We start from the raw sequence: 6,268 nt of genomic DNA, 5'->3' as shown, positions 1-6,268 counted from the left end.
TTGCGCTGGTATCGGCGGACCGGTGCAACGGTCATCGCGCGCGGCGCGAGCGCCGACGCTGCCGCCACCTTCCTCGGCCACGGATCGTCCGCGATCACAGAAGGGCACTACGCCGAGCCCGACCGCACCGTGGATCGGGGGCCGGCAGGAATCCTCGACCGGACCCTACGCCGCGTGAACCCCGATACCTCGCTGCTCTCGACCGACGACGGAGCGGTCGATGATCCGACGCTCGACTTCCTCGACGAGGAAGACATCGAAGCGGCTTAGTGCCTATTCGATCGGTTGACCTCGATCGTTCGTGCCCCAACTCGCGATCGGTCCGCCGTTCGGGCCGTGGTTCCGCAGGAACTCGTCGTGGACCCGCTCGCAGGCGAGACGGAGGGTTGTTGACCAGCCGATGACCTCACCCCGGAAGCTGGCACGGTAGCGAACTTCGGTGGCGTTCACCCGGCGGATCTCGATGGTGCCGTGCACGCGGTCGAACGCGCCGACTAAGGTCCACGTGCCCGCCGGACCTTCCTCGGCTGCGAGCAGCGGGTGCCACCGGCGCGGTTCGGCCATTGGGCTTCTTCCTCCGGCCGAACATGCACGAGAGTAGACCGGACCAGCAGACATCGCCGCGCGAATCCTGGGCGCTGGGTGCGCACCTTCATGCCATGAGCGATCGTGAGCGCGCTGACGCCGTCCTGGAGCACGTCGCTGTGCTCGCGTTCCTGTACTACCCCGGCATCGAGGTGGATGATCCGAGCTATAGCCTCGCCGACGACATCGAATGGTGTCTCGCGCGGCTGGGCGATGTGGCCGACGTCGATCGGGAACGGATCGGCGAGCTCTTCGCGCGAGCGATCACCGACCCCACCGCGGCACGCGAGGAGCTGTTCACAGCGCTCCATGAGCTCGACGGCGTGCTCATGGTGGATCACCATGAGTGACGCGCAGCCGAGCGACGACGAGCGTGCAGCGCGCCTGGCCGCACAGCGGAAGGCATGGAACGACGCGCACCCGACGTACTACGCCGAGTACCGTGACCGGAACCGTGAGGATATCCGCCGCAAGAACCGGGAACGTGAGCGTGATCGTGCTCAGCGCGAGCGGGAGGAGAAGGCGCGCCGCAAGAAGGGGATCGATCGCGCAAGAGCGTGGGCAGCGGAGCACCCGCAGGAGCGTCAGCAAGCGCGTGAGCGCTACAAGTAGAAGCACCCGGAGACGTACAAGCAGGCTCAGCGCGACTATTACTATCGCAATCGCAATCGCGACGCGATCGCCGAGCGCCGGCGGGCACGTGAGGCTGCAGACCCAGAGAAGGCGAACGAAGCTCGACGCCGCGCGGTCGACCGTGCCCGGGCGGCCGGCCGTGACCCGGCATGGTCGCCCACTCCTGACCAACGCGCGACGTATCGTGAGCGCGAGAACGAAGCGAGGCGCCTGCAGCGTCGCCGCGCACGTGCCGGGTTGCCCGAGCGTCGGCTGCACCGGGTGCACGCGCCGGAGCGACGCCACAACGATGCCTCGGCGGACGCCTTCTTCGCGCAGAAGCGCACCGGTGAAGATGTCGCCCAAATCAGAGCTCAGGACGAGCCGACTCCTCCGGATCTGATGCACGCGTGGCGGGAGCGTTCGGAGAACCGACGTGTCGTGCGCGAGATCCTGGCGATCGCCGAGGACTACTTCGCCGATCATGAAGTCGAGTTGCGCGCGAGGGTCGCCGAGGTATCTCGCGCGCGTTTCCGGGGCGGGATGCTGCCCCTCGACGTGTACACGGAGCCACGCCGTCACGCGCTGGAGTTCGCGAGCCGGGGCTATCTACGCGCCAACGTCGCTTCCCCGACATCATCGCTGACGGTCTTTCGCTGGCTCACGACCGATTACACCCGACGGCGACCCGACATCAGGCTTTGATCGATCCGCGTTCGGGCATGCTGGGAGAGCCGGTCGCTTCGCAGTACCGTCGCTGCGCGCGTGAAGGCTTAGCGAATGGTCGACTACAGGGCAGTCGTTGGGGGACGGCATTGCCGCCGGGTGCTACGCGATTCCTACCCATATTGGGAATCCGTCGGCATGCAGTGCGGCGTCGTAGGACTGTGTGGGCGCGGGGTCAGCGTGTGTACCGGTTCATGAACTCCGAGAGCGGAATCTCGCCGAAGTAGAACTCCGCAAGCAACCAGCCAGTCGGGGCTTTACCTTCCGCGACGAACCACATGATCTGATCGTGCCGCGCCTGCAAGTCGGTGACCCAATAGATCTCGTCGGGGACTTCCATCAGATGGAGCACCCGTGGGAGCAGGTCTTCCGTGATCTCTTTGGCGGTCATCGGGCGACCATCCTCGCCCACTACGCCGAGGCGCGGATACAAGCCGGCATAGAAGTCTTGCCAGTCCCTCCGCTTCAGTTGCTGCTCCAACTCCGTCTGCCGTTGGAATCTCCGTTTGGACTCTTCGGAGAGTGGCTCGGGGGTCAAAGACTTGTAGTCAGGTTCGGGGTACAGGGCTTTTAGTGGCTCGTCCCGAGGGGACGGCCAGCCCGGTAGCATCCCGCCAAGTTTCTTCGTCCACTCCGCGAGCCAGCGCTCCAGGTACTCCACGTTGTTGTATCTAAGCGGCATAGGGATCTGCTCGACGACGTCGAGGCCCTTTATCCACATGTGAGCCCAGACATAGCCTGCGCCGGGAGGGTCATCACCCACCGCCTCCACAAGCACGACCGAGCCAGTGGAGTCCTCGACCCATGCCCGTGCGCGGGGACCCCCGTGAACCCAGTCGAGCTGGCGCACCCACGCCTCGCCTCGCTCGACGCGGGGGATTGACAAGATCGATTCGTACGGCTGAGGGAACTTCTTTCGCAACAACTCCCGGGTGGAATCGTCGAGTGGTAGCTCCAACCAATGCATGGGGTGATTGTGCCACAGGCAGATCGTCAGCCGGGAGGGCGTCGTCGATCCGACCGGCCGACGCACACCGCCCAAGGATCGCCGGCTACCCTCTCGGCGGAACCACCGGCGCGACCGCAGTTCGGCCCTCGACGCCCCGAGTTTCGGCGCATGCCCGACGGCGTCGCGTTCGGCGCTGCGCCGTCGAGCACGCCCCACGCTGTGAGGCCGACAAGCGAGGAGGCTGTTCCGCCATTCCTGAAGTCGGTCAGACGGCCCGTTGCAACTCCGCGCAGGGTGACGTCCTCCAAGCCCGCGACTTCTGCCGTTACTCGAACCCAGACTCGCATGACCAGTACGCCGACATGCGCGGCGATCCTCGGCTGAACGGGCAACACTCCCAAGGCTCACCCGACTCGGTTCAAGGATGATAATTCGGCTCGGCGGCTCCCGCGATGAACGCGTCCTCGACCGCCCGCCTGCGCGCGACGCCTTCGACGACGAACCTGCGAAAGTCGGCCGACCGGTTCTCGATGGGGATCTCTTCGACCGACGGTGCCGGATCCTCGCCGGGCCAAGCGGTCTGTCGTGTCGCCCTATCGCGGTCAAGCCGCGAGCCGCAGGCAGCGACCCAGTCGTGCCGGCGCTCTCGCGCCTCGGCGAAGTCCTGGTGCCAGCCGAGGGGAGCGGAGCCATGCTGCTCCTCGTCATAGGCGCACAGCCAGTGCAGGTGAAGGGCGGAGAGTTCCCAGACCAGTTCGGAGTGGCGATGCCACAGCGGCGGGATGATCGACGGTCCGAGCCCGTAGGTGCGGCGTAGCCAGTTCACCCACCTGTCGAGCTCGACCCACTCGAATGCTGCTCACCTTCAGGGCCGTCCGGCGTCGGTGGCTCGAACTCGTACCGGGGAAAGTGCAGGGGCTCGTCGGCAGTCATCGGGTGCCTCAGAGGGCCACGGGCCTGACGGCGGGCTTTGCAGCGGACGGGGCGGATGCCGCCACCGACGGAAGCGCGTTGCGTCGGCGTTGCAGGATGTAGTTCGTGCGCGCGGAGTCGTGGCCGAGGCGTTTCGCGACGAATTCCTCGGTCTCGACTGTTTCGCCGTCGCGCTCTCGCGTCGAGGTGTGCGTGTATCCCTCGGCGATGAATACGTCGCCCTTGTTGAACATCGCGTAGGCCCGCTCTGCGTTGCGCCGGAACATGACGAGGTCGTGGTACGTGGTCTCGGTCTGGGTGAAGGTGCCGTCTTCATTGCGTTCGAAGTGCTCCTGCCCGATGCGCACCCAGAAGCGCGCTTCGCCTTTCGCGTTGAATGCGAGTTGAGGCTGCGACGCGATGAACCCGGAGAGAGACTGCTGGGTGTGGATAGTCATCGGATGCTCCTACCGAAGGGCCGCAGGTCGGCCATCACCTGTTAGGTGCGCCGCCTATCCCCGCCGCAGTTGTTCCTCGACTCGAGCCCGATCGGCACGGAGGTCCGCGGCGTCGGGGCGGGCAGTCCATTCGCGCATCCGCGTGACGATCGGCGGCGCCGACCTCAGCAGGAGGAGCGCCGTGCCGTACGGCATCGTGCGAATCACGTCGGGCGGCATGATCGGAACCCGGCGCGTTGATCGTTGGTTAGAGCGCAGCCGCGTTCACCGATCGTGATCGAGTCGGTGGCCTCGTCGCGGTCGCCAATCAGGGTGGCGATGTCTTGGAGGTCTCGAGACCCTGAGGCGCCGCCGAGCACGATCTTGGCGATGCTCGCGTCCCAGATCGCCGTGGCTGCGTTGTCGCCCCACCGCTGACGGGCCTGCGCGAGCGACTGAAGCACCGGCATCGTGGTGACGCCGGTGCCTCCGCCTTCGGCCATCAGGACGGGCAGTGACGGCAGAGGGGCAAGGTTGCCGATCTCATCCAGCGCGAGAAGCAGCGGCGGGTCGAGGCGTGCGCCGGGGGATCTTGCAGCAACGCGCCTCGCGGTTTCGACGAGGTCTTCGACCAGTGCGGCGACGAGGGAGGAGGATGCGCCGGCACCGGCGCCCGTCGCGAGAAGGTACAGGGTGCCGTTGCGCCGGAGAAAGGTCTCCGGATCGAACTGCTCGTCCTCGCTCGGGCTGACTGCGTCGAGAACGCGAGGGTCAGCCAGCGCCGCCAACGCCAGGGAGACGCCCTGCCAGATCGAGTCGCGCGTTCGGGGGTCGGCGTCGATCATCGCCTCAAGGGACTCGGCCCATCCCGTCGCGGCGGCGGGGTTGGATGTGAGTATCGCGACGGCATCCTGCGCCGCGGCCGGGTCGAGCGTCCAGCGAAAGAGCTCACCAGGTGAGCGGCCGTCGAGTGCCGCGGCGTGCAGCAGCGACTGAAGAGCTGTGCGGGTTTTGCCCTGCCAGAAGCCGCCGTTCTCCACCCCGACGCTCGACAGGCCTGTACCGGCTGCGAGTCCCGCGGCGCGAATCATCGCGGTGAGTGGGAGCTCGCATCCGCGTACCGGCGACCATCGCAGGCCCGCCGGTACGCCCGGAGCGAGATGCTGCGGGTCGAACACGGCGACGGGCCCCCGTCTCATGCGCGAGCGAATGGTGGTCGTGAGGTTGTCCGACCTGGTGGAGGTCGTGACGACGGCACCAGGTGCGTCGAGGATCGCGTTGATGACGATGTGGGCGCCCTTGCCTGACCGGGGAGGGCCGATCACGAGGATCGAATCCTCGACCGACGTCCACACATTGGTGCCTCGTGCCACGCCCACGAGATAGCCGACGTCCTCGGATCGCGGATTGACGACGGACGCGCGAAGGTGGGCAGCGCGCTTCAGCAACGCGCGATCGGAGGCAGCTCGGCGCACCTCGGCCGACGTCGCGACCCCAGCAATCCGGTTCGGGTCGGACCTGGCGTGACGAGTGTGATTCCGGATGACGCGCCACACCCACCACCCCGCAACGGCGAGCAAGACCACTAGCGCCGTCACGACCGACCAGTACGCCACGGCATTTAGTCCAGAGGATCCGAGTGCCGCCCCCGGATTCGTGGGGGAGCCGAAGACACCGAACCCGGATGCAAGACCACCCGTCGGCTGCTCCGCTCCCGATAGCAAGGCAGCGAGATTGCCGCCCACACGCAGGATGCCGGCGACCGCAATCGCACCGCCGAGAGCTAGCAACGCGAGGTTGGTCAGCCCGTCGTGACCGGAGACATCGACACCTCGGGGACCCGTCATGTGACGATCCCAAAGACACACGTGCCAGAGATTCTCCCCACGAGGACGACCTCGCCGTCGGCGCTCAAGCGGCAGAGCCCCTGTTCCAGCAATGCTCGAGCGGACCCGTCCGCCGACGCTTTGATGTGCTGCACGATGATCGCTACGGCAACATCTTCGCCCGGGAGGAATCCTTCTTCGCCGCACACAACGTGAGGCGG

Annotated in this window: 6 protein-coding genes and 3 pseudogenes; 4 read left to right on the top strand and 5 right to left on the bottom strand. The window is 66.6% G+C overall.

All coding sequences use genetic code 11. The features are described from left to right. A pseudogene (locus tag QZV81_RS02390) lies at positions 1-270 on the top strand (hypothetical protein); the annotation flags it as partial. 3 nt (positions 271-273) lie between these two features. Here QZV81_RS02390 and QZV81_RS02385 read toward each other — a convergent pair. After that, positions 274-564 carry a hypothetical protein gene (locus QZV81_RS02385; protein ID WP_292831926.1) on the bottom strand — a complete coding sequence of 97 codons (291 nt, stop codon included), beginning with the start codon at positions 562-564 and terminating at the stop codon, positions 274-276. Between the two features lie 95 nt (positions 565-659). Between QZV81_RS02385 and QZV81_RS02380 the strand changes: the two genes are divergently transcribed. From QZV81_RS02380 to QZV81_RS02370, 3 genes are all read left to right on the top strand, one after another. Beyond that, on the top strand, positions 660-935 hold the full coding sequence (locus QZV81_RS02380) for a hypothetical protein (RefSeq protein ID WP_292831923.1): 276 nt from the start codon (positions 660-662) through the stop codon (positions 933-935). Further along, positions 928-1,197, top strand: coding sequence for a hypothetical protein (locus QZV81_RS02375; protein WP_292831920.1), 270 nt, complete (start codon positions 928-930; stop codon positions 1,195-1,197). Before QZV81_RS02380 ends, QZV81_RS02375 begins: the two co-directional genes overlap by 8 nt. Positions 1,198-1,479: 282 nt before the next feature. Further along, complete coding sequence (locus QZV81_RS02370; protein ID WP_292831917.1) at positions 1,480-1,902, top strand: hypothetical protein; 423 nt, start codon at positions 1,480-1,482, stop codon at positions 1,900-1,902. Between the two features lie 196 nt (positions 1,903-2,098). Here QZV81_RS02370 and QZV81_RS02365 read toward each other — a convergent pair whose 3' ends face one another. From QZV81_RS02365 to QZV81_RS02350, 4 genes and pseudogenes are all read right to left on the bottom strand, one after another. Then, positions 2,099-2,890 (bottom strand): hypothetical protein, encoded by a 792-nt coding sequence (locus QZV81_RS02365; protein ID WP_292831914.1) that lies wholly within the window; start codon positions 2,888-2,890, stop codon positions 2,099-2,101. Positions 2,891-3,290: 400 nt separating this feature from the next. Further along, a pseudogene (locus QZV81_RS02360) lies at positions 3,291-3,722 on the bottom strand (hypothetical protein); the annotation flags it as partial. Positions 3,723-3,813: 91 nt separating this feature from the next. Further along, positions 3,814-4,242: a single-stranded DNA-binding protein gene (locus tag QZV81_RS02355; RefSeq protein WP_292831911.1), complete on the bottom strand. Its 429-nt coding sequence runs from the start codon at positions 4,240-4,242 to the stop codon at positions 3,814-3,816. 54 nt (positions 4,243-4,296) lie between these two features. Beyond that, positions 4,297-6,068: pseudogene (locus tag QZV81_RS02350) on the bottom strand (TraM recognition domain-containing protein). Between the last annotated feature and the right edge of the window lie 200 nt (positions 6,069-6,268).

This window comes from Microbacterium sp., assembly GCF_011620665.1.
Lineage (GTDB): Bacteria > Actinomycetota > Actinomycetes > Actinomycetales > Microbacteriaceae > Microbacterium.
The sequence above is the reverse complement of the archived record's forward strand: the minus strand, read 5'-3'. Positions and strand labels throughout refer to the sequence as shown.